This window comes from Streptomyces sp. NPDC043908, assembly GCF_056435525.1.
On sequence record NZ_JBWKEI010000014.1, the window covers coordinates 208,266 to 228,599 of the forward strand.

Annotated in this window: 18 protein-coding genes and 1 pseudogene; 12 read left to right on the forward strand and 7 right to left on the reverse strand. The window is 71.9% G+C overall.

Features of this window, described 5'->3' with window-relative positions:
- Positions 1-90 precede the first annotated feature (90 nt).
- From panD to AC069K_RS28280, 6 genes and pseudogenes are all read right to left on the reverse strand, one after another.
- Positions 91-510, reverse strand: a complete 420-nt coding sequence (panD, locus tag AC069K_RS28255; RefSeq protein WP_358831860.1) for an aspartate 1-decarboxylase — start codon at positions 508-510, stop codon at positions 91-93.
- 47 nt (positions 511-557) lie between these two features.
- On the reverse strand, positions 558-1,973 hold the full coding sequence (locus AC069K_RS28260) for an aldehyde dehydrogenase family protein (RefSeq protein WP_478621070.1): 1,416 nt from the start codon (positions 1,971-1,973) through the stop codon (positions 558-560).
- A 35-nt stretch (positions 1,974-2,008) separates the two neighbouring features.
- Positions 2,009-3,022, reverse strand: a pseudogene (locus tag AC069K_RS28265) (alpha/beta hydrolase).
- A 35-nt stretch (positions 3,023-3,057) separates the two neighbouring features.
- Positions 3,058-4,545, reverse strand: coding sequence for a flavin-containing monooxygenase (locus tag AC069K_RS28270; RefSeq protein WP_478621072.1), 1,488 nt, complete (start codon positions 4,543-4,545; stop codon positions 3,058-3,060).
- The gene (locus AC069K_RS28275; protein ID WP_478621074.1) at positions 4,542-5,942 is read right to left on the reverse strand and encodes an FAD-binding oxidoreductase; all 1,401 of its coding nucleotides are present in this window, start codon (positions 5,940-5,942) and stop codon (positions 4,542-4,544) included. The genes AC069K_RS28270 and AC069K_RS28275 overlap by 4 nt, the downstream gene beginning before the upstream one ends.
- A gap of 72 nt (positions 5,943-6,014) precedes the next feature.
- On the reverse strand, positions 6,015-6,479 hold the full coding sequence (locus tag AC069K_RS28280; protein WP_365111854.1) for an acyl-CoA thioesterase: 465 nt from the start codon (positions 6,477-6,479) through the stop codon (positions 6,015-6,017).
- Positions 6,480-6,914: 435 nt separating this feature from the next.
- On the opposite strand from AC069K_RS28280, the gene AC069K_RS28285 reads away from it, so the two are divergent.
- The 11 genes from AC069K_RS28285 to AC069K_RS28335 all read left to right on the forward strand — a co-directional run bounded on the left by AC069K_RS28285 (position 6,915) and on the right by AC069K_RS28335 (position 18,155).
- Positions 6,915-7,484 carry a 4'-phosphopantetheinyl transferase superfamily protein gene (locus AC069K_RS28285; protein WP_478621077.1) on the forward strand — a complete coding sequence of 190 codons (570 nt, stop codon included), beginning with the start codon at positions 6,915-6,917 and terminating at the stop codon, positions 7,482-7,484.
- The gene (locus tag AC069K_RS28290) at positions 7,481-8,467 is read left to right on the forward strand and encodes an ACP S-malonyltransferase (protein WP_478621079.1); all 987 of its coding nucleotides are present in this window, start codon (positions 7,481-7,483) and stop codon (positions 8,465-8,467) included. The genes AC069K_RS28285 and AC069K_RS28290 overlap by 4 nt, the downstream gene beginning before the upstream one ends.
- Positions 8,464-9,210 carry an SDR family NAD(P)-dependent oxidoreductase gene (locus AC069K_RS28295; RefSeq protein WP_365111845.1) on the forward strand — a complete coding sequence of 249 codons (747 nt, stop codon included), beginning with the start codon at positions 8,464-8,466 and terminating at the stop codon, positions 9,208-9,210. The genes AC069K_RS28290 and AC069K_RS28295 overlap by 4 nt, the downstream gene beginning before the upstream one ends.
- 90 nt (positions 9,211-9,300) lie before the next feature.
- A complete protein-coding gene (locus AC069K_RS28300) occupies positions 9,301-9,582 on the forward strand; it encodes a phosphopantetheine-binding protein (RefSeq protein WP_478621081.1) in 282 nt (93 codons plus the stop codon).
- Positions 9,579-10,070: a 3-hydroxyacyl-ACP dehydratase FabZ gene (gene fabZ, locus AC069K_RS28305; RefSeq protein ID WP_365111839.1), complete on the forward strand. Its 492-nt coding sequence runs from the start codon at positions 9,579-9,581 to the stop codon at positions 10,068-10,070. The genes AC069K_RS28300 and fabZ overlap by 4 nt, the downstream gene beginning before the upstream one ends.
- 36 nt (positions 10,071-10,106) lie before the next feature.
- Positions 10,107-11,105, forward strand: coding sequence for a glycine cleavage T C-terminal barrel domain-containing protein (locus tag AC069K_RS28310; RefSeq protein ID WP_478621084.1), 999 nt, complete (start codon positions 10,107-10,109; stop codon positions 11,103-11,105).
- A 105-nt stretch (positions 11,106-11,210) separates the two neighbouring features.
- Positions 11,211-13,679 (forward strand): beta-ketoacyl-[acyl-carrier-protein] synthase family protein, encoded by a 2,469-nt coding sequence (locus AC069K_RS28315; RefSeq protein WP_478621086.1) that lies wholly within the window; start codon positions 11,211-11,213, stop codon positions 13,677-13,679.
- Positions 13,676-14,059, forward strand: a complete 384-nt coding sequence (locus tag AC069K_RS28320) for a holo-ACP synthase (protein ID WP_365111831.1) — start codon at positions 13,676-13,678, stop codon at positions 14,057-14,059. Before AC069K_RS28315 ends, AC069K_RS28320 begins: the two co-directional genes overlap by 4 nt.
- Positions 14,059-14,817, forward strand: a complete 759-nt coding sequence (locus AC069K_RS28325; RefSeq protein ID WP_478621088.1) for an SDR family NAD(P)-dependent oxidoreductase — start codon at positions 14,059-14,061, stop codon at positions 14,815-14,817. Before AC069K_RS28320 ends, AC069K_RS28325 begins: the two co-directional genes overlap by 1 nt.
- Positions 14,818-14,838: 21 nt before the next feature.
- A complete protein-coding gene (locus AC069K_RS28330; RefSeq protein ID WP_478621090.1) occupies positions 14,839-16,740 on the forward strand; it encodes an MFS transporter in 1,902 nt (633 codons plus the stop codon).
- A gap of 173 nt (positions 16,741-16,913) precedes the next feature.
- Positions 16,914-18,155 carry an acyltransferase family protein gene (locus AC069K_RS28335; protein WP_478621092.1) on the forward strand — a complete coding sequence of 414 codons (1,242 nt, stop codon included), beginning with the start codon at positions 16,914-16,916 and terminating at the stop codon, positions 18,153-18,155.
- A 119-nt stretch (positions 18,156-18,274) separates the two neighbouring features.
- Here the strand turns inward: AC069K_RS28335 and AC069K_RS28340 are convergent, their stop codons facing one another.
- A complete protein-coding gene (locus tag AC069K_RS28340) occupies positions 18,275-19,006 on the reverse strand; it encodes a 3-keto-5-aminohexanoate cleavage protein (RefSeq protein ID WP_478621094.1) in 732 nt (243 codons plus the stop codon).
- A 503-nt stretch (positions 19,007-19,509) separates the two neighbouring features.
- Between AC069K_RS28340 and AC069K_RS28345 the strand changes: the two genes are divergently transcribed.
- Positions 19,510-20,088 carry a DUF4142 domain-containing protein gene (locus tag AC069K_RS28345; RefSeq protein WP_478621096.1) on the forward strand — a complete coding sequence of 193 codons (579 nt, stop codon included), beginning with the start codon at positions 19,510-19,512 and terminating at the stop codon, positions 20,086-20,088.
- Positions 20,089-20,334: the final 246 nt, after the last annotated feature.

The following is a 20,334-nucleotide window of genomic DNA, read 5'->3' on the forward strand; positions in this document are numbered from 1 at the left end:
GTCTCCGGGTGGTCGTGCAGCGCCACCGGGGCGGAAGGCGGCGGCGTCAGGTCGCCGCCCCGCCCCGGTGGCGGTTGCGGGAGGGGTGGTCTAGTCGACGAAGACGTGGTCGCCGCGGAAGGTGGTCCCGTCGGGTGTCGCCTCGGCGGGGTCGGATCCGAGGGAGACCACCTTGTTGTCCGCGTCGACGAAGACGACCTTGGGTTCGACCTTGGCGGCCTCCGAGGCCTCGACCATCCCGTACGCGATGATGATCACGAGGTCGCCGGGGCTGATGAGCCGGGCCGCGGCCCCGTTGATGCCGACGACGCCGGAGCCCCGGGGGCCTTCGATGAGGTAGGTGGAGAGCCGGTTGCCGTTGTTGATGTCGACGATGTCGACCTTCTCGCCCGGCAGCAGGCCCGCGGCGTCCATGAGGTCGGCGCACAGGGTGAGGGAGCCCACGTAGTGGAGGTCCGCCTGGGTGACGGTGGCACGGTGGATCTTGGAGGTGAACATGGTACGGAGCATGGGAGCGGTTTCCTGTCTCTACGGGGGCGAGGGTGGGGAGAGGGGGTTCAGAGCTGGACGGACTTGACTTCGAGGAACTCCTCCAGCCCGAAGACGCCGTGTTCACGGCCGTTCCCGGACTGCTTGTAACCGCCGAACGGGGCACGGGGGTTGAAGCCGCCGCCGTTGATCTCGACCTGTCCGGCCTGGATGCGCCGGGCCACAGCCAGGGCGCGGTCCGGGTCGGCCGACCACACGGCGGCGGCGAGCCCGTAGGGCGTGGCGTTGGCCAGGGTGACGGCCTCGTCCTCGTCGTCGTAGCACTCGATCACCAGCACCGGGCCGAAGATCTCCTCGTGCTGCGCGTCCATCGCGGTGGTGACGTCGGACAGGACCGTGGGGCGTACGTAGTACCCGTGCGGTAGGTATTGGAGGGGTTCCGCCCCGCCGGTGATCAGGGTGGCGCCCTGGCCCTGGGCGCGTTGGATGTGGCGGCGCACCCGGTCGCGCTGTCCTGCGGAGACCAGCGGGCCCAGTTGGGTGGCGGGCAGCAGCGGGTCGCCCACGCGCATGGCCCCGGCTGCCCGGGCGGCGGCCCGTTCGACCTCCTCCTTGCGGGCGCGGGGCACCACCAGGCGGGTCAGGGCGCAGCAGGTCTGTCCGTTGTTGAGGAAGGCGGCGGCGACGGCCCGGGGCACGACCTCGCTGACCTCGGCGTCCGGGAGCAGCACCGTGGGGCTCTTGCCGCCGAGTTCGAGACCGACCCGCTTGACCGTACCGGCGGCGGCCCGGCTGACCGTCTTGCCCACTTCCGTGGATCCGGTGAAGGAGAGGAAGTCGACGTCCGGGTGCGCGGCGAGCGCCTGGCCCACCACCGCTCCGACACCGCTCACCAGGTTGAAGACCCCGGCGGGGAGACCGGCCTCATCGATGATCCCGGTGAGGGCGAAGACACTCAGGGGCGCCAGTTCACTGGGTTTGAGCACCACCGTGTTGCCCGCCGCCAGCGCGTAGGCGGCCTTCGCGGCGACCTGGTACAGCGGGTAGTTCCACGGGGTGATGGCGCCCACGACGCCGAACGGTTCGCGGATCAGGAGCGAGGGTGCCTGGTGCTGTTCGTACGGGTAGGACTCGCCCACCTCGGCCGCGGTGCGGAAGGCCAGGGCCGCGAGGCCGACCTGGGCCATGCGGGCGAAGCCGATCGGTGTTCCCACCTCGCGGGTGATCAGCTCGGCGAGTTCCGGTCCGCGGCGCTCGATGCCGTCGGCCACCGTGCGCAGATACGCGGCGCGGTGCCGGGCGGGGGTGCTGGCCCAGCCGGTGAAGGCCCGTCGTGCCGCGTACACCGCGGTGTCGACGTCTTCGGGGGTGCCGCCGGGCGCGGAGCCGATGACCTTCTCGGTGGCCGGCTCGATCACGTCGATGTCGGTGCGCGAGGTGGAGGTGGTCCAGGCGCCGTCGATGTAGAGGTGACGGTGGTGCATGTCGGTGCCCCTTCCTGAGGGCGGGGTGGGGGTGGTCATGACGGCGTGCCGTGCCCCCGCGGGCCCGGCCGGGTCCGCGGCGCGGTGGGCGGGTGGCCGCGTACGGCACGCTCGATGTCACTCAGCGCGACCCGGAAGGCGGTGCGGTGCGGGAGCAGGAAGACGATGTGCAGGGCTCCCGGTATCCGGCTCACCGTCGCGGGCACCTGGTCACGTTCCAGCCGCCGTGCGTACTCCTCCGCCTCGTCGCGCAGGGGGTCGTGCTCGGCGGTGAGGACGAGCGCGGGGGGCAGCCCGTAGAAGTCGTCGGCGAGGAGCGGGGCGGCCAGCGGGCTGCGGGCCGCGTCCGCGTCGGGCACGTACAGGTCCCAGAACCGCTACATCGCGGCGCGGGTGTTGAGATAGCCGTCGGCCTTGTCCCGGTAGGACGCGAAGTGGGTGTGCCGCGCGGGTGCGAGCGGCGGGCAGATGAGGATCTGCAGCGCGGGGCGCGGTCCGCCTTCCTCGCGGGACCTCAGGCATGCCGCGGCGGCCAGGTTCGCCCCGGCGCTCTCGCCCGCCACGACGAGGTGGCCGGGGTCGGCGCCGAGCTCGGCCGCGCGGGCGGCGAGCGCGCACAGGGCCGCGTAGGCGTCCTGCGCGGGCCCGGGGAACTGGGTCTCGGGGGCGAGCCGGTAACCGGCACTGGCCACGACGGCACCGGTCGCGTTGGCGAGGCGGCGCAGCGGCCGGTCGACCAGGTCGAGGTCGCCCGCGGCCCAGCCGCCGCCGTGGAAGAACACCAGGAGGGGGCGGGGCCCGGGGCGCGGCTCGGGCTGGTACACCCGTACCGGCAGCATGCCGGCCGGGCCCGGGACGAACGTGGCGAGGACGCGGGCCACCGGTTCCGGGTCGCCCTGAACCTGCCGCAACCGGCCGATCAGCAGCCTCAGTTCGGGGACGTCGGCGCTTTCCAGTGGCGGGAAGCCCTGCTCGCGCAGCGTGTTCAGGAGGGCTTCCGAGTCCGCCTGCGAGGGCGAGGGGGGCGGTTCTTCCTGGTGCGGGGTCATGGCGTTCCTTGCGGTGGGGGGAGGCGGGCGCGAGGTCACGGCCTGCGCGGGCGTGGCAGGGCCGGGCGGAAGTCGGCCAGGTTGAGGCGCGCGGTCCTGCGGCGGTACTCCACCGTCTGGCCGGGCCAGTTGTTGGTCACCCGGCCGGAGGAGTGCCGGTACCAGCTGGTGCAGGTCGCCCAGACGGAGCGCCGGGTGCGGCGGGTCATCTCGGCGTCGAAGGCCTCGGCCACCTCGGGGCGCACTTCGAGGAACGACCGGGTGCCTCGGGCCAGTTCGCGGACGGCTGCCTTGATGTAGCGGATCTGGCTCTCGATCATGTAGACGGCCGATCCCGCGCCGATGTTGGTGTGTGGGCCGTAGACGAGGAACAGGTTGGGGAATCCCGGCACCGTCATGCCGAGGTGGGCGCGGGCGCCCTCGCTCCACTGGTGCGACAGCAGCGCGCCGCGCCGTCCGCTCACCCGCAGCGGTCCCAGGAAGTCGGTCGCGGCGAACCCGGTCGCGTACACGATGGTGTCGACCTCGTGCCGGGCGCCGTCGGAGGTACGGATCGCGGTTGGTGTGATCTCCGTGATGGGCTCGGTCACCAGGGTGACGTCGGGCCGCTGCAACGCCGGGTAGTAGGTGCTGGAGATACCGACGCGTTTGCATCCGACCTCGGTGGTGGGGGTGAGACGGGCCCGCAGCGCCGGGTCGGTGAGCTGCTGGGTCAGCTGGGCCCGGCTGCCGCGCCGGGTCAGCCCCGCGGTGGGCGAGCGCCGGGTGAGCCCGCTGACCAGGGACTCGTTGAAGAGCCACCAGCCCAGCCGCGCGGCCTTGTGCCGTACGTCCCGCACCGGGCGGGGCAGGCGGTGCGAGGCGGGCAGGGCGCGGTCCCACTTGGGGACGACATAGGGCGCCGAGCGCTGGAAGACGGTGAGGTGCTCCACCTGGTCGGCGATGGCGGGCACGATCTGCAGGGCACTGGCGCCGGTGCCGATGACGGCGACCCTGCGGCCGTGCAGGCAGTGGCCGTGGTCCCAGCGCGCCGAGTGGAAGGCGCGGCCGCGGAAGCGCTCCGCACCGGGGATGCGGGGTACGACCGGTCGGTTGAGCTGGCCGCAGGCGGCGACGAACACCTCCGCCTCGATCGTCTCTCCGGCCGCCGTGCTCAGCCGCCACAGCAGCCGGTCCTCGTCGAAGACCGCGTCGGTGACGTCCTGCCCCAGCCGCAGATGGGGGTCCAGGCCGTGGGCGGCCACGCACGAGCGGAGGTAGTCGAGGATCTCGGCCTGCGGGGCGTACCGCCGCGACCAGGGGTAGCGGGGGCCGAAGGAGTACGAGTAGAGGGAGGCGGGGATGTCGCAGGCCGCACCGGGATAGGTGTTGTCCCGCCAGACACCGCCGATGTCGTCGGCCTTGTCGAGGACGACGAAGTCGTCATGTCCGGCCCGCTTGAGGGCCATGGCCACGCCCAGTCCCCCGAACCCGGCGCCGACGACGGCGACCCGGATACGGCGGCCGGCCGTGCGGCCCTTCACCGCTCCTCCCCGGCCGGGGCGGGCGGGATGTTGTGGTTGAAGCGGAGCAGGTTGTCCGGGTCGTACTGGGCCTTGACCTTGGCGAGGCGGCGCAGCCGGGTGTCGTTCCAGAACGCGCTGACCCGCATGTCGGCGTCGTCCTCGCTGAGCAGGTTGAGGTAGGCGGCGCCGGTTCCGAAGGCGCGCAGGTCGGCGCCCGCCTCGCGCACCCAGCCCCGGCACCGGTCGTTGTCGGCCGGATCCGCCCACTGGCCGACGATGTGGATCAGCCAGCTCTCCTCCCGGTGGGCGAAGGCGGTGGCGTCGGCGGGGATCCGGGTCGGCTCCGCGTCGAAGGGGATGACCTGGAGGACGGTCTCGGGCGAGGGGAGGTCGGCACCGATGCGCGCGACCGTCTCCCGCTCGGCGGGACCGAACCGCGGCAGGAACTCGCTGGTCCAGTACTGCTGGTGGTCGCGCGGGTTGGCGGGGTCCAGCATCGACTGGACGTGGACGAGTGGCATGGGGGCGATGGCGTCGATGAGCGGTTCGCCGAACTCGCGGAAGCGCCGCACCACTTCCCAGCCGTCCTCCACGTCACCGGCGTAGCGCAGGAAGAAGGCGACGACGGGCCGGCCCTGGTGCTCCTCGGGGAAGAACTCCAGCCGCGGCACCCGCAGGAAGACGACGTCGGTGCTGAGTTCGTCGGGGGTGGCGGCGATCTCGTCGTGCAGGAACTCCAGGACCGCGGCGGCCTCTTCGACCGGGTAGGCGACGATGCCCGCCAGCATCATCGGCCCCACGGGATGGGCGCGGTACTCGAAGGAGGTCACGACGCCGAAGTTGCCTCCGCCGCCGCGTACGGCCCAGAACAGCTCGGTGTTCTGGTCGGCGCTGGCGGTCACGAGCTCCCCGTTCACCGTGACCATATCCACGGAGAGCAGGTTGTCGCAGGTCAGGCCGTACTTCCTCTGGAGCATGCCCATACCGCCGCTGAGGGTGAGGCCCGCGATGCCGGTCTCGGAGACCTGGCCGCTGGGTACGGCGAGGCCGTGGACCTGGGACTCGCGGTCCACGTCGCCGAGCGTCGCTCCGCCCTGGGCGCGCACGGTGCGGCGCGCGGGGTCGACGTGTACCGCGCGCATGAGCGACAGGTCGACGAGGAGCCCGCCGTCGCAGGTGCCGTGGCCGGCGATGCTGTGCCCGCCGCCGCGCACCGCCACGGGAAGGCCCGCCTCGCGGGCGTACGCCAGGGCCGCGAGGACGTCGGCGGTGCCGAGGCAGCGCACGATCAACGCCGGGCGGCGGTCGATCATCGCGTTGAAGACACGGCGCACGGTGTCGTACTCCGGGTCCGCCGGAGTGATCAGCTGTCCTCGCAGTGCGGCACGCAGCTGCTCAAGGGCGGGGGAAGTCATTGCCTTGCCTCCTGGGGCGTTCGGCGGTGAGGGGATGGGGCGGGCGACAGGGCTGCCCGCCGGTCGTGGCGGTCAGGCGCGGGCCGCGGCCGCCTCGGCGCGGCGGCGCTCCATGAACTCCTCGAACTTGTCGTGGAGTTCGTCGGTGGCGCGCATCAGCCGGCCGGTGGCGGGGTCGACGAGCGAGTGCACCGAGTGGGCTTCGGCCAGGAGGCGTCCGCCGTTCGTGCGGTAGATCTCGTAGTGGCACTCGAGGTGGCGCCTCGGGGTCACGGCCCAGGTCCGGATGGTCAGGTCGTCCAGGTACTTGGCGGGCTCGTGGAAGCGCGCCCGGAAGTTCGTCGTGGTGATGGTGTAGTTCCAGAAGTCGACGCCCACGGCCAGGGCGAACGCCTCACGTCCCAGGTCGAACCAGGGGACGTAGCTGGCGTAGTAGGCGTGGCCCTGCACATCGCATTCGCCCCAGCGGACGCGGGCGGTTGTATCGATGTGGTTCCAGCCCTCGATGGCGGAAACCGTTTCAACCCAGCGCGGCATGACGCCTCTCTTCTTTCACAGGGGTTCAGAAAAGGCAGGCCCGGAGGAATACCGAATTCCTCGACGAGCGCCGAGATGCGGAAATGATCCGCATCGACATCAGCAGGCTAGGCATAACCCGACAGGCTCGTCAACAGGACTCGAAAAGCATTACTCAGCGCCCTCCACCATGACGTTGAGCTGCCAAATCTTACAGAGTTCTGTCATTCCTTACCGGTCCGGAAAAGAGCCCTTTCGCGTCCGGAAAGAAGGCGGGACAACCGCGACAGATCGGTTGACACGCATGCGGGACGGAATCTAACTTCAATCTCAGGACGGGCCACCGGCAAGCACCGGAACCTGAATTCGATTGCGAATTCCTACTTTTCCCCTCCCCGCCCCTCCCGTTCTTCCATTCCCCCGACCATCGCGCAGCGACAGGAGTCGTCGATGGAAATGTCAGAAATTCTTCGCGCCACGATGCCCCAGGACGTCCATGCGGCGGGCATCGACCTGGTCGACCTGTGCCGATGGGACCTGGCGGTCGCCCGGACCAAGGGGGAGCTTCTGCAACGCGTCTTCACCCTGGCCGAACGCCGGACCGCCGAGGACCACGCCGACGCGGACACACCGCACCAACGGCTCCTCGGCAAGGCGTTCGGCGTCAAGGAAGGCGTCGTCAAGGCCGTCGGAGGACTGCCGATGGACGCGGCCTTCAAGGACATCGAGGTCGAGGTCGCCCCCGGCGAGACCACCTGGCCGGTGCGCCTCCACGGCGAACTGGGCCATTGGGCCGCCGACCGCGGGGTGGAGATGGTGGGCGGCGCACACGACCTCGGCGACGACATGGCCGCCGCGTGGGCCGCCGCCCGCACACCGCAGGAGCCTGCGGGCACCACACCGCAGAAGCCCGCGGGCACCACCTCGCAAGAGCCCGCGGGCACCACAGCGGACGAGCTGGAAGGCGCCAGTCTGGCCGAGCCCGAAAGCGCCACCCTGGCCCAGCCCGAAGGCGCCACCCCATGAGCGGCGCCCCCACGGCCTTCGTCTTCCCCGGGCAGGGCAGCCAGTTCCCCGGCATGGGCCGGGAGGTCGACCGGTTCGGGGACCGGGACGGGCGGATCGTCGCCCGCGCCGAGGAGGTGACGGGCCTGCCGGTCGCGGAGCTGATGTCCACGGCCGATGCCCGCACCCTCACCGACCCCGAGATCGCCCAGGTCCTGGTCTTCGTCTGGTCGGCCGCCGCACTGGCCCGGCTGCGCGCCCAGGGCTGGCAGCCCTCCTACGTCGCCGGGCACAGCCTCGGTGAGTTCACCGCCCTGTACGCCGCCGGGTGCCTGGACCTGGACACCGCGCTGCGGCTCGTCTCCTGCCGGGGCCGGGCCATGCGCGACGCGGCCCGCCTGTCCCCGGGGTCCATGGCCGCGCTCGTGGGACTTCCCCTGGACCTGGTCCGCGGGATGTGCCGCGAGGAGTGCGACGCCACGGACCTGGTGACGGTCGCCAACGTCAACTCCCCCCGCCAGGCCGTCGTCTCCGGCAGCACACCGGCGGTACGGCGTGTCGTCGAACGGGCGCAGGCCCTGGGCGCGCTGCGGGCCCGCCAGCTCCCGGTGGGCGGGGCCTACCACTCCCCCCTGATGGCACCGGCCCTGCCGCCCTTCGCCGCGGAGCTGGCCCGGGCCCGGCTCCACCCGCCCCGTACCCCCCTGGTCTCCAGCACCACCGGCCGCGTGGTCGAGGACATCGAGGAGTACCACGACGAACTGCCCTGGCAGATGCTGCGCCCCGTGCAGTGGCGCCGCACCGTCACCACCCTGCGGTGCCGGGGAGTCGACCTCTTCGTGGAGGCCGGACCCGGCCGGGTGCTCGCCGGGCTGGGACGCGAGATCGCCCGCGAGGCCGCCCACCTGAGCGTCCAGGACGCCCTGTGCACCCCACCCGGCGGCACGCCGCAACGCGGCGCCGACACCCTCCTGACCACCGCGACACCGAAGGACCACTCGTGACCGAACTCGAAGGACGCATCGCGCTCGTCACCGGGGCCACCAAGGGAATCGGCCTCGCCGTCGCGACCGACCTGGCCCGGGCCGGCGCCACCGTCCTCCTCAACCACCGCGGCAACCCCGAACAGGCCCAGACCGCCCTGCGCACCGTCCAGGAGGTGCGGCCCGACGCGGAACTCGTCCGGGCCGACGTCTCCCGGCCGGACGACGTGGACCGCATGTACCGCGACATCCGCCGCCGGCACGGCCGTCTGGACGCCCTGGTCAACAACGCCGGGATCACCCAGGACGGCTACGCGGTGATGATGGGCGAGTCCAAGTGGCGGCAGGTCATCGACACCAACCTCACCGGCGCGTTCCTGTGCTGCCGGGCGGCCGGGCGGATGATGGCGAGCCGCCGCAGCGGATCCATCGTCACCGTCTGCTCCACCAGCGCCTTCAACCCGCCCGCCGGTCAGGCGAATTACGCGGCCTCGAAGGCGGGAGTCCTCGCCATGGTCAAGTCGATGGCCAAGGAGCTGGGCTCCTACGGCGTACGGGTCAACGCCGTGGTCCCCGGGTTCGTGGACACCGCGATGACCCGGCAGATGCCGCCCGACCGGCTCACCCAGAGCCTCGACGGGATCCCGCTGGGCCGCATCGGCCGACCCGAGGAGGTGGGCTCCGCCGTGCGGTTCCTGCTCGGCGACACCGCCTCGTACATCACCGGCACCTCACTCGTCGTCGACGGCGGACTCATCAGCTGAGCACGGCGGCCGCCCGCCGACGATCCACACACAACCACCCCCACACATCACCCGCACCCCTCACACCACCATCGGAGACACCTCATGGTCATGTCCCTGGAAGAAGCCACCATCCACGCCGCACGCCGGCACGAACTGGCCCTGGAGGTCAAGACACTTCTGGTGGACCGGCTGGCGCTCGACGTCGACCCGGCCGCCATCGGCGACGACCAGCCGCTGTTCGGCCGCGGGCTGGAGCTCGACTCCATCGACACCCTCGAACTCGCGATGGCCGTCGAGGACACCTTCGGCGTCACCATCACCGACGACGACACCCACAGCCTGCTCTCCCTCAACCGCCTGCTCGACCACATCCAGGCAGAGCGGTCATGAGCGGCCACCCCACCGCGGCGCCCGACGCCGTCCTGAGCGCCGACGACATCGCCCGGCTCCTCCCCCACCGCCACCCGTTCTTCCTGCTCGACCGCGTCACGGCCCTGGAACCGGGAACGAGCGCCCAGGCCATCAAGAACATCACCTCCTCCGACGCCGTCCTGGCCGGGCACTTCCCCGGGCGCATGATCTACCCCGGCGTCCTCCTCGTGGAGTGCGTGGCGCAGCTCGCCGCCGTCGTCTACGGCACCGCCGGAGCCCTGCGCGCCACCGGCGAGATCGTCGGCGACGTCGCCGACCGCGTCGGCTACCTCGCCGAGATCCGCCAGGCGAAGTTCCTCAAGCCGGTCGTCCCCGGCGACCAGGTCGTCTTCCGCCTCCAGAGCGGCCCCCGCGTCGGCGGGCTCATCTCGGTCACCGGCCAGGCGTCCGTCGGCAGCGACACGGTGCTCACCGTCCGCCTCGCCGTCACCGAACGCGACGCCTGAATCCCTCTCCCCCGACCTCACCTCCCAGGAGCTTCCATGAAGACCGCATACACCACCACCCACGACGAGTACGCCGTACTGCGGGAGTCGTGCGGACTGCTCGACTACAGCGACATCGGTTTGGTACGGGTCTCCGGCCCCGGCGCCACCGGCTTCCTCGGCCATGTGGCCACCCGCGGTGTCGAGTTCCTGCTCGAAGGCCAGAGCATGACCGCCCTGCTGCTGCGCGCGGACGGCACCCTGCTGTCCGAGGTGCTCATCCACTGCCACGCCGGCCACTACCTGGTGGAGATCTGGCCGGCGCAGGCGGTCGAGGCCACCGAGCACCTCCTGACCCGCGGCGCCCTCGCCGACGACACCACCGTCCAGGACGTGCGCGAGGAGTACGACGTCCTGGCCCTCGAAGGTCCGTCGTCCTTCCGCATCGCGCAGAAGTACCTCCCCTTCCCCATCGCCTCCATGGGCTACCGCAGCTTCGTCACCGCCGACCACGACGGCCGCTCACTGACCATCTCCCGCACCGGGGTGACCGGCGAGTACGGCTACAAGTTCTTCGCCCCGGCCGGTACCGGGGAAGCGCTGCGGAGCGAGTTCACCGCGCTCGGCGCCGTGGAATGCGGCAAGGACGCCGTCGACGTGTGCCGTATGGAGGTCCGTTTCGCCAGCGTGGAGCACGAGGCCGCCGACGGCTCCGCCACCGCGTACGACCTCGGCCTGCAGTGGATGATCGAGCCCGGCAAGGAGCCCGAGGGCGCCGCGGACCCGGCGCGCCGGCCGGTGTGCTGGGTCGGGGCCGAGGAGATGACGGACCGTCCGGCGCACGGCGCCGCCCTCACCGTGAGCGACGCCACGGTCGGTGTCGTCACCCACGCGGTCTGGTCGCCCCGCCTCAACCGGGTGATCGGCACCGCCCAGGTGGATGCGGCGGTGGCCGCCTCGGGCCAGGAGTTCGCCCTCGCCGACGCGGGCGTCGCCCTGCGCACCATCTCCGCTCCCTTCCTCACCGCCACCAGCCTCGACGTCTCGCTCGACTGACGCGGTACGCGGGGCGGGCACCCGCCCGCCCCGCCCTCCCCCCGGCGCCCCGCCACCAGCACGCCGAGCCCTCCCCACCCCACTTGCGGCACGCAAGGAGAAGTCATGAGCCACAGCGACCACCGCCTCGAAGGCGTGGCCATCACCGGAATAGGCCTGAGCTGTGCGCTCGGCAACGGCGCACAGCACGTCTGGCGCGGCATCCGCGCGGGCGAGAGCGGCATCGCCAGGACCCAGCGCCTCGACGTCTCGACGCTCAGCTGCCAGTACGCCGGCGAAGCCCCCGCCGTCCCGTCCACCCACCCGCGGCTGCGCGGCCGCGTCGACCGGGCCACCTCGCTGGCCCTGACCGCCGCCCAGGAGGCGGTCGCCGGCGCGGGACTGCCCGAGGACAGCCAGGACCCGTACCGCATGGGCATCGCGGTGGGAACCTCCGTGGGCGGCCTCGACCGCGGCGAGCAGTTCCACTGGGAGCTGCTGCGCGGCGGCCCCGGGGCGACCCACGCCGACCTGCTCTTCAACTACCCCCTGTACACCTCGGCGGACGCGCTCAGCATCGCGTTCCGGTTCAAGGGCCCCAAGGTGGTGATCTCCAACGCCTGCGCCGCCGGTTCCAACTCCATCGGGTTCGCCGCCGACGCGATCCGCGAAGGCCGGGCCGACGTGATGATCGCGGGCGGGGTGGACGTGCTCGACATCCTCTCCCTCGCCGGCTTCGACAGCCTCAACGCCCTCGACTCCGAGCCGTGCGCGCCCTACTCCCGCAGCACCGGCCTCAACCTCGGCGAGGGCGCGGCCTTCCTGGTCCTGGAATCGCAGTCGCACGCCCGCCGTCGGGGCGCGGACATCCTCAGCTACGTCCTGGGCTACGCACTGACCAGCGACGCCTACCACGCCACCGCGCCCGACCCGGCGGGCGACGGCGCCAACCGCGCCATGCGCGCGGGCCTGGCCCAGGCCTCGCTCGGCCCCGAGCACATCGACTACGTCAACGGGCACGGCACCGGTACACCCACCAACGACAGCGCCGAGACCAAGGCCGTGGACGCCCTCTTCCAGGGCCGTACCGCTGCCCCCATGAGCAGCACCAAGTCGCAGGTGGGCCATATGCTCGGCGCCGCCGGGGCCATGGAGGCGGCCACCTGTGTGATGGCGTTGCGCGACGGTGTGCTGCCGCCCACCGTCAACGTCGACGAGAGCCGCGACCTGCCGCGCGACATCGTGCCCAACCGGTCGCGGCCGCGGGAACTGAACGTGGTGGTCTCCAACTCCTTCGCGTTCGGCGGCAACAACTGCTCCCTGGTCCTGGGCAGCCGGCCCGCCACACCGCGTACTCCCGCCGCCCACCGCGTCGTCATCACCGGCGCGGGTCCCGTCACCGCGCTCGGCAGCGGCCGCCAGGTCCTGCTCGACGCCCTGCGGGACGGCCGCACCGCGGTGGGACCGGCCCGGCTCAGCGATCTGAGCCGCTCCCGCACCCGTCTCGCCGCCGAGGTCGACACCGCCGAGTGCCGCCGCCACGTGGACCGGGCCTACGCCCGCCGACTGGACCAGATCGGCCTGCTCACCCTCGCCGCCAGCCGACTGGCACTCGACGACGCCGGACTGCGGGTCACCAAGGCGGAGGCGAACCGCATCGGCATGGTGTTCGGCACCTTCAGCGGGCCGGTGGAGACCGTGGAGCAGCTCAGCGAGACCATCGGCACCCAGGGACCGCACCGCGTCAACCCCCGCCTCTTCCCCAACTCGGTGATGAACGCCGCCGCCGGACACGCCTGCCTCGCCCTCCAGATCCGCGGCCCGCTCTCCACCCTCGCCACCGGCTGCGCCTCCGGGCTCAGCGGCCTGGGATACGCGGCCGACCTCATCCGCCGGGGCGAAGCCGACGTGATGCTCGCCGTCAGCGCCGACGAGCTGACCCCGCTGCTGCACTTCGGCTTCGACCGGGTCGGCCTCCTCGCGCAGGACAGCCCCCGCCCCTACAGCGCCACCCCCACCGGCGCCGTGCTCGGAGCCGGCAGCACGGCCCTGGTCGTCGAGTCCCTGGAACACGCACTGGCACGGGGAGCCACCGTCCTCGCCGAGGTGAAGGGTCACGCCATCACCAGCGACGGCCATCGCGTCGCGGGCAACGACCCCTCGGGCGAGGCCTGGGCGGAGAGCTTCCGGCGGGCCCTGGCCGACAGCGGCATACCCGCCTCGGACGTCGGCACCGTCTTCGGCGACGCCCGCGGCACCGCCGCGATCGACCGCGCCGAAGCCGCCGCGATCGCCCAGGTGTGGCAGCCCGGCACGGTCCGGCTCAGCAACCTCAGCCCGTACACGGGCCATGTGCCCAGCACCTCGGCGCTGATGTCGGCCGTCTGCGCCACGGAGACCGTGCGCACCGGCTGGAGCCCCCGCGTCCCCGGCCCCGTCGAGCCCCTCGACGGCCTGCGCCCCTATCTCGACTCCACCCCCGACGCCGCGGGCAGGGCCTGTGTCGTCACCGCCGCCAACTGGGGAGGCACCTATGTCTCCCTGGTCCTGGCCCCCTGGCACCAGCCGGCCCCGTCCGAGGAGGCGACGGCATGAACCGCCCCACCACCACAGGCCCCGTCGTCCGCATCAGCTCCCCGCGGCACTGCCCGGAGCGGGACGATCCCCGCTGGACCGACTGGCTCACCGGCACCGAACGCGTCTACGCGCACTCCCTGGCCCGCGCCGAGGAGCACCTGTCCGCCCGCAAGGCGGCCAAGGAAGCGGTCGCTCAGCTCGTGGGCTGGCCGGGGACGCCGCCCTGGCAGGACATGGAGATCGCGCGCCGCGCGGACGAGGCTCCGGTCCTGCGGATCCGCGGCAGACTCGCCGACTGGATGGGCGAGCGGGGACTGGCGACGCCCCGCGTCTCGCTGACCCACGCCCGCGGCTACGCGGCGGCCCTCGCCTGGTTCCCGAGCGGCGGGGAACGGTGATGCGCGCGCCCCGCCCGTACGAGCGGGTGGCGCTGGTCACCGGCGCCCTCGGGGGCATCGGAGCGGCCGTGACGCGCGCCCTGCTCGACGAGGGTATGGGCGTCGTGGTCACGGACCTCGACGGGGATGCCTGCCGGGCGGCGGCGAACGCGCTCAACAGCGGTCCCTCCCCCGGCAACGCGGTCGGCCACCCCCTCGACGTCACCGACGCCGACTCCTGGCAGCGGGTGACCCGGTTCGCCCGCCGCCGCTTCGGCCACCTCGACGTCCTCGTCAACAACGCCGGAACGCTCGGCATCCACGGCTTGGAGAGCTGCACCCCCGAGGAATGGGACCGCGTGGTGGACACCTGCCAGCGCGGCACCTGGCTGGGGATGCGGGCCGCCGCCCCCTGTCTGCGGTCGGCCGGCGGCGGCTCCATCGTCAACGTGAGCTCCATCTACGGCATGGTCGGCTCGGGCGCCGCCTTCGCGTATCACGCCGCCAAGGGCGCCGTGCGGGCCATGACGCGGGCCGCCGCGGCCGAGCTGGCGCCCTCCGGCATCCGGGTCAACACCGTCTCCCCCGGCATGGTCGCCACCGCCATGACGGCGTCCGTCCCCCGCGCGTTCCTCGACGACGTCACCGACCACACCCCCCTGCGCCGTCTGGCGCACCCGGACGAGGTGGCGGCCGCGGTGCGGTTCCTGACCGGTGACACCGCCTCCTACATCACCGGTACCGAACTCGTCGTCGACGGCGGCTTCACCGCCCTGTGACGCTCTCCCCGAGGAGTCGTGATGGACCAGGACCACGGCCGGACGCCCTGGGTCGCGCTGAGCGTCCTGTGCACCGGCTTCTTCCTGATCGTGCTGGACACGACGATCGTGCACGTGGCCATCCCGGCGATGATGCGCGCGATGGACGCCGACCTGGACCAGGTCCTCTGGGTCGTCAACGCCTATCTGATCAGTTACGCGGTCTTCATGATCCCGGCCGGACGCCTCGGCACACGCTACGGCCCCCGGCGGACCCTCCTCACCGGACTCGCCCTGTTCACCGTCGCCTCCGCCCTGTGCGGCTGCGCCGCGAGCGTCGGCCAACTCCTGGCCTGGCGTGCCCTCCAAGGACTCGGGGCCGCCCTGGTGACACCGCAGATCGGCGCCTTCATCGCCGCGATGTTCCCCGCCGGCCGACGTGGGGCCGCGTTCGGCGCGCTCACCAGCGTCATGGGACTCTCGATCGTCGCGGGCCCCCTCCTCGGCGGGCTCCTGGTGACCCGCGTCGGCTGGCAGTGGATCTTCATGATCAACGTACCCGTCGGCGCCGCGGTGCTCCTGCTGTCCGCCGCCCTGCTCCCCGCACCGGCCCCCGAGGGCCGCCGCGGCACGGACCCGCTCGGTCTGGCACTGGTGACGATCGGCCTCACCACCCTCACCTACGCACTCCTGGGCAGCGGACGCCCGTTGCGCGCCCAGGCCCTGTGCGCGGGAGTCGTGTTCCTGGTCCTGTTCCTCGTCCAGCAACGCTGCAACCCCCGCTCCCCGCTACTGCCCCGCACGCTGTTCACCCGCCGCGACTTCGCCGTGGCCAACGGCATCGGCGCCGCCGTGCACTTCGCGGTCATCGGCAGCGCCACCCCGATCGCCCTCCTCCTCCAACAGCAACTGCACCTCACGGCGCTGCACTCCGCCTTCCTCACCGCGCCCACCCCTCTCGCCGCCGCCGCGGCCGCACACGTCTCCGGCCGCCTCGCCGACCGCATCGGCGGCAAACCCCTGGTCATCGGCGGCCTGCTGACCTACGCGTACGGGCTCGCCCTCCTGGGTTCGCAGGCCCGCCCGGGGATGGACCCCTGGGCGCTGCTCCCGGCGATGCTCCTGGCCGACCTGGGCATCGGCGCCGCCCTGGCCCCCCTGACCAAGATCGCCATGGACGCGGTCGACAGCCGGCACGCGGGCCCGGCGTCCGGCGTGCTCAACACCAGCCGCCAGGTCGGCGGCATCCTCGGCGGCGCCGCCGTCGGCGCACTGATCAGCCGTCAGGCGGCGTCGGCCACCGGGAGATCGGCAGGGCCCGGAAGCCCCGGCGACCCGAGCCACCCCGTGGACTACGCGGCCGCCCTGCACACCACGACGCTCCTGACCTCCGGCGTCCTCTTCCTCGCCGCCGTCGCCGCCGCGACACTCGCCCCCGTACGCAGCCGACGCCCCCGCCACCCACGCCGTACGGCGGTGCTGCGGCTGGACACGCTGCCCGCCGTCGTTCAAGAGGGCCCCGGCTACCAGGCCGTACAGATCCTCACCGCGACCAGGGTGGCCGCACGCGGACACCGCGAGGTCCTCGGGTTCGAAGTGGCGGGCGCCGACCCCTCCGCCACCTGGTCCCGCCTGCTGAGCGGGCTGCGCTCCCACGGCCTGGGCCTCGCGTCCGTGCAGTACGTGGTGTGTGACGACACCCCCGGGCTGGCCGCGGCCGTCGGCACCGAACTGCGCCTGCCGACCCGCCCGGTGGGCGAGACGCACGACGCGGCGGCGGAGCTACGCCGGACCCTGCGGCGGCACCTCGGCGACGACGGCCCCGCCCCCACACCTGCCGGACTCGCCGCCACGGTCCAGGAAGCCATCACCGCGCAGAACAGGCGGTGGGCCACCGCGCCCCGCCCCAGCAGACGGACGTGGATTCCGCCGATTCCCCTATGACTCCCGGGCCCGTACCGCGTACGCACGCATGACGCATGACACAGGACCGGTGGGGGCACCACCGGGCCCCCGAAGCCAACACACCAACCAACCAACCAACCAAGCAAGCAAGCGAGCAACTGGCAAACAGCCAACCAACCAGCAACCAACCTTCGAGACAGAGGAAGCCCGTCATGCCCACACCCCAGGAACTCTCTCCGCACAGCACAGCCACCGCGGCGCATGAAGGCCCGGCGCACAGACTCCCCACGCTCACCGGGATGCGGTTCGTGGCCGCCGCGGCTGTCGTGCTGTGCCACTTCTCCCTCTACATCCGGGGAAACCCGGATTTCTGGCGCAACCTCGGCCAGGTCGGCGTCTCGTTCTTCTTCGTCCTCAGCGGCTTCGTGCTCACCTGGTCGGCCAGGCCCGACAGTCCCGCGCGGGCCATCTGGCGCGCGCGAGCGGCGAAGATCTTCCCCAACCACCTCCTCGTCGCGGCGGCCCACGCGGGTCTCATGCTGCTGACGGGCAAGGCGATCGTCAGCGCCCAGATCCTCCCCACGGCGACGCTCACCCAGTCGTGGATCCCCGGGTTCAACCTCACGACGGCCATCAGCCCCGTGAGCTGGACCCTCTCCTGCGAGGTGTTCTTCTACCTCGCCTTCCCCCTGCTGCTGACACAGCTCCGCCGCGTACCCCCGAGATACCTGTGGTGGGCGGCCGCGGCCCTGATCGCGGTGATCTTCACCTTGCCGGTGATCGCCCAGCACTTCGTCCCCAACGGCAAGCCGATGTCCCCGCTGCTTCCCTATCTCGACAACGACGCCTGGTTCGTGGGCTTCTTCCCGCTCGCACGGGCCTTCGAGTTCGCCCTGGGCATGGTCCTGGCCCGCATCGTCGCCGCGGGAAAGTGGTTCCAGCTCGGCATGACGCCCGCCACGGTCCTGTTCGTGCTCGGCTACTGGCTGTCCATGGGATCCGGCCTGTACTCCTTCGCCGCCGCCACGGTCATCCCGATCGGCATGCTGATCTGCGCGGGCGCGGTCGCGGACGTCGAGGGACGCCCTTCACCACTGCGCCACCCCTACTTCGTGCGGCTCGGTGAGATCTCCTTCGCCCTGTATCTCGTGCACAAGCCGGTCATCGACTACGGCACCAAACTGCTCGGCATCCCGCACTTCAGCGGTATGGCTCTGGTCGACCAAGTAGTCGTTCTGACACCGTTGTTCGGTGTGGCCCTGCTGCTCGCCTGGCTGCTGTACATCGGTGTGGAACGCCCCATGATGCGCCACTGGGCCCGGCGCCGCCCGCGCCGCAGCGCGAGCCACCGGGCGGCCTGCCGCGAGTGCCCGGCCCGGACATGCCCGGGCCGGCCGAGTGGCGCGGACCTCTCCGGAGAGGAGGACGGGGCCGAGCGTTCCCCGGCACGTTGACCCTTCTGCGAGGGTGGACCACCGCCGACGTACTCGGCGGTGGTCCACCTGCCTTCCGTGTGAGGGCACGCCAACTTCAGAGGGACTGCGTCGGCACGAGGACGGGCTCGTGTGGGGAATCAGGGCGCTTCGGTTGCCTGATGGATGATCTGCTGTGCGGCCTGGACGAGGTCGGCGTTGGTCTGGGTCGGCGTGCCGTCCGGCAGTTGGAGCACGTCTTCCAGGCCGATCCGTATGTCCAGCCGCCGGGAGACGGCCAGGCGGAGGACGGGCCAGGCGGCCTCGTCCTCACCGTGCAGAAGGATGGGCGAAGTCGTGACCGGGCGGAGTTCGTCCAGGAGACCGACTGCGGCGCGAACCGCGGTCTGCGGGCTGGTGTCAGTGATCTCAGCGAGGACGCGCAGGACTTGGTGGGCCTGTGGCCAGGTGCGGAACCTCTGTAGTGCGGCAGTCCCGGAGTAGATGCCGGCTTCGATGCCGACACCCCGCTCCAGCAGGGCGGCGGCGACTTCGGCGGCACCGTCCTCATGCCAGTTCACCGAGGCGTGATCGGGCAACACCGTCCAGGCCCGGACGTGAGCAGCGCGCGTCTCGGCGTACGGCGCGGCCCAGGCGCCGGTGGTGACGCCGACGGGGATGCCGGGGACCGCGGACCGTATGGCGGTGAGAACCGCCGCCACGACGGCCGGCTCCAACGTGTCCTCGGCGTCCCGGTTCTTGGGATGGACGTGGAGGTCCTGAGCCCCGGCGGCGACCGCCTCGCGGGCTGCCGCCGCCAAGTCCTGCGGAGTCACGGGGAGGTGAGCGCACTCGGCACGAGTCCTGGCGCCGTTCAGACAGGCTTGCAGCATGGCACGATCTTCTCAGGTGGGTCCGACAGCGGGGAGGAGCGCTGGCGAGAGCGGCGGCTGACACGCCCAAGCGCGCGGAGGACTGGTCCGGCCCACTGCCCGGCGGGGTCCCAGAAAGCAGCGCTTCGCACAGGCGCTGCATCGCGTCCTACCAGTAACGATGTCGATGACGGCCACGGTGACGCGATGTGCTGGTGCCGAGGAGCACCAGGGCGAGACCCAGGGGCAACAGGGTAAGCAGCAGGAACGTCATAGAACTGCTTGTGCCCGGCACCGGCTACTTGAAGCAGCCTCTTGGGGGGCCAGGTGACTGACGCGGAGCGACCCCTGCTCAGGCTGTACAGAAGGACCACCCACCCCCAACCCCTCACTCACAGTGACATTGACGCGCGCTTGAGTGACGGTCGGTTTAGCCTGATCGGGGAGGTGCCCAGGCCCGGACAGACTCCGAGCGTTCAGCACCCGTCGGGCCCTCCCTCGGTCCACGTATACGTGGAGGTTCCATGCGCCTCGCCCACATGTACTCAGCGATTACCGCGTCCGCGACGCTGGTCCTGGTCGGTACGACGACCGCGTTCGGCGCGGTCAGCCCGTCCCCGGCGGCATCCACCGACGCGGCATCCCCCGACACGGCCTTCCTGCAAGCGATCCACCAGGCCAACCTCGCCGAGATAGCGGCGGGCAAGGATGCCCGTACACACGCGACCAGCACCTGTGTGAAACAGGTCGCCGCGGTCCTCGTGCGGGACCACACCACGCTCGATAGCAAGGGAGCGGCCCTCGCCAAGACCAAGGGACTGTCGCTGCCCACGGCCCCCACAGCGGCCCAGCAGAAGCAACTGAGCGCATTGAAGTCGAAGAACGGCACGCCCGGCTACGACACCGCATGGCTCAAGGACCAGAACACCAGCCATCAGCAGGCCCTCGCGCTCATCGACAAGGAAATCAAGACGGGCAAGGACACGCAGATCCGTGCGGCGGCCCAGGCGGCACGGCCGGTCGTCGCCGAACACCTGAAGATGGTCCGGGACGGCACCTGTCACACACCCGCCCCCTCCTCCACCGCCTCGCCGAAGCGGTAACTCACCGCCCCCACACAAGCTGAGCCACGCACCACGCACCACGCACCACGCGCCGCCGCAGAGCGGCCTCGCCGACCCTTGGCGCTCTGTGGCCGTAGGTGCAGCACAGACCAGCCATTGGGGCCGCGTCAAAGGTCATGGATGAGGCGGGCGGGGGGGGGGGGGGGGGGGGGGGGGGGGGGGGGGGGGGGGGGGGGGGGGGGGGGGGGGGGGGGGGGGGGGGGGGGGGGGGGGGGGGGGGGGGGG

Bases quoted from the DNA above. Each gene is read 5' to 3' on its own strand.
- panD (WP_358831860.1), bottom strand. From the start codon at position 510: ATGCTCCGTACCATGTTCACCTCCAAGATCCACCGTGCCACCGTCACC.
- AC069K_RS28260 (WP_478621070.1), bottom strand. From the start codon at position 1,973: ATGCACCACCGTCACCTCTACATCGACGGCGCCTGGACCACCTCCACC.
- AC069K_RS28275 (WP_478621074.1), bottom strand. From the start codon at position 5,942: ATGACTTCCCCCGCCCTTGAGCAGCTGCGTGCCGCACTGCGAGGACAG.
- AC069K_RS28280 (WP_365111854.1), bottom strand. From the start codon at position 6,479: ATGCCGCGCTGGGTTGAAACGGTTTCCGCCATCGAGGGCTGGAACCAC.
- AC069K_RS28285 (WP_478621077.1), top strand. From the start codon at position 6,915: ATGTCAGAAATTCTTCGCGCCACGATGCCCCAGGACGTCCATGCGGCG.
- AC069K_RS28290 (WP_478621079.1), top strand. From the start codon at position 7,481: ATGAGCGGCGCCCCCACGGCCTTCGTCTTCCCCGGGCAGGGCAGCCAG.
- AC069K_RS28300 (WP_478621081.1), top strand. From the start codon at position 9,301: ATGTCCCTGGAAGAAGCCACCATCCACGCCGCACGCCGGCACGAACTG.
- fabZ (WP_365111839.1), top strand. From the start codon at position 9,579: ATGAGCGGCCACCCCACCGCGGCGCCCGACGCCGTCCTGAGCGCCGAC.
- AC069K_RS28310 (WP_478621084.1), top strand. From the start codon at position 10,107: ATGAAGACCGCATACACCACCACCCACGACGAGTACGCCGTACTGCGG.
- AC069K_RS28315 (WP_478621086.1), top strand. From the start codon at position 11,211: ATGAGCCACAGCGACCACCGCCTCGAAGGCGTGGCCATCACCGGAATA.
- AC069K_RS28320 (WP_365111831.1), top strand. From the start codon at position 13,676: ATGAACCGCCCCACCACCACAGGCCCCGTCGTCCGCATCAGCTCCCCG.
- AC069K_RS28325 (WP_478621088.1), top strand. From the start codon at position 14,059: ATGCGCGCGCCCCGCCCGTACGAGCGGGTGGCGCTGGTCACCGGCGCC.
- AC069K_RS28330 (WP_478621090.1), top strand. From the start codon at position 14,839: ATGGACCAGGACCACGGCCGGACGCCCTGGGTCGCGCTGAGCGTCCTG.
- AC069K_RS28335 (WP_478621092.1), top strand. From the start codon at position 16,914: ATGCCCACACCCCAGGAACTCTCTCCGCACAGCACAGCCACCGCGGCG.
- AC069K_RS28340 (WP_478621094.1), bottom strand. From the start codon at position 19,006: ATGCTGCAAGCCTGTCTGAACGGCGCCAGGACTCGTGCCGAGTGCGCT.
- AC069K_RS28345 (WP_478621096.1), top strand. From the start codon at position 19,510: ATGCGCCTCGCCCACATGTACTCAGCGATTACCGCGTCCGCGACGCTG.